General features: G+C 46.6%; 1 protein-coding gene. It reads right to left on the bottom strand.

Annotated features, from left to right (window positions below; all coding sequences use genetic code 11):
* The coding region (locus R8N49_RS28875) for a sigma 54-interacting transcriptional regulator (RefSeq protein WP_318190669.1) at positions 1-592 on the bottom strand (592 nt) is incomplete at both ends.

The following is a 592-nucleotide window of genomic DNA, read 5'->3' as shown; positions in this document are numbered from 1 at the left end:
TCGGCGATTTCATCCAGAAATAAAATCCCTTTATGAGCCTGACGAATTTTACCCTGATAGCCTTTGCTGTTTGCGCCAGTAAATGCACCAGCGACGTAGCCAAACAATTCGGACTCAACCAAATCTTTCGGTAGTGCGCCACAGTTGACGGAAACCAGAGGGCCAGTTTTTCTCTGGCTGTTTTTATGTAGCGCTTTTACAAACTCATTTTTACCGACCCCGGTTTCTCCGAGAATCAGTAAACTGATGTCTTTATCGATAACGCGATTGGCTTGTTGCCAGCAATGCTCGACAGTGGAATCACCATAATGCAGATCATTGGAAGCGGTAACGGAACGAGACTTCACTTTTTTGTCGGTCAGCGGCTTTGTTTTGAACACGAAAGGATGGTCGGCACTCTGGATAGAAAGAATGTGTTCGAGCGATTGCCCGACGACGTTTTGTTGCGCGAGGAGCTGAGAAGCAACTTGGTTGTGCGCAAGAATCTGTCCATCTTCATTGGCGATGATAATCCCTTGCCACCCACTGTTCAGTAAGCCTTTCTCACACGCCAAATCCACACGAATATGCCCTTGTGGAATCAAGTTAAGTA

Source organism: Vibrio sp. 1978 (assembly GCF_033344345.1).
The sequence above is the reverse complement of the archived record's forward strand: the minus strand, read 5'-3'. Positions and strand labels throughout refer to the sequence as shown.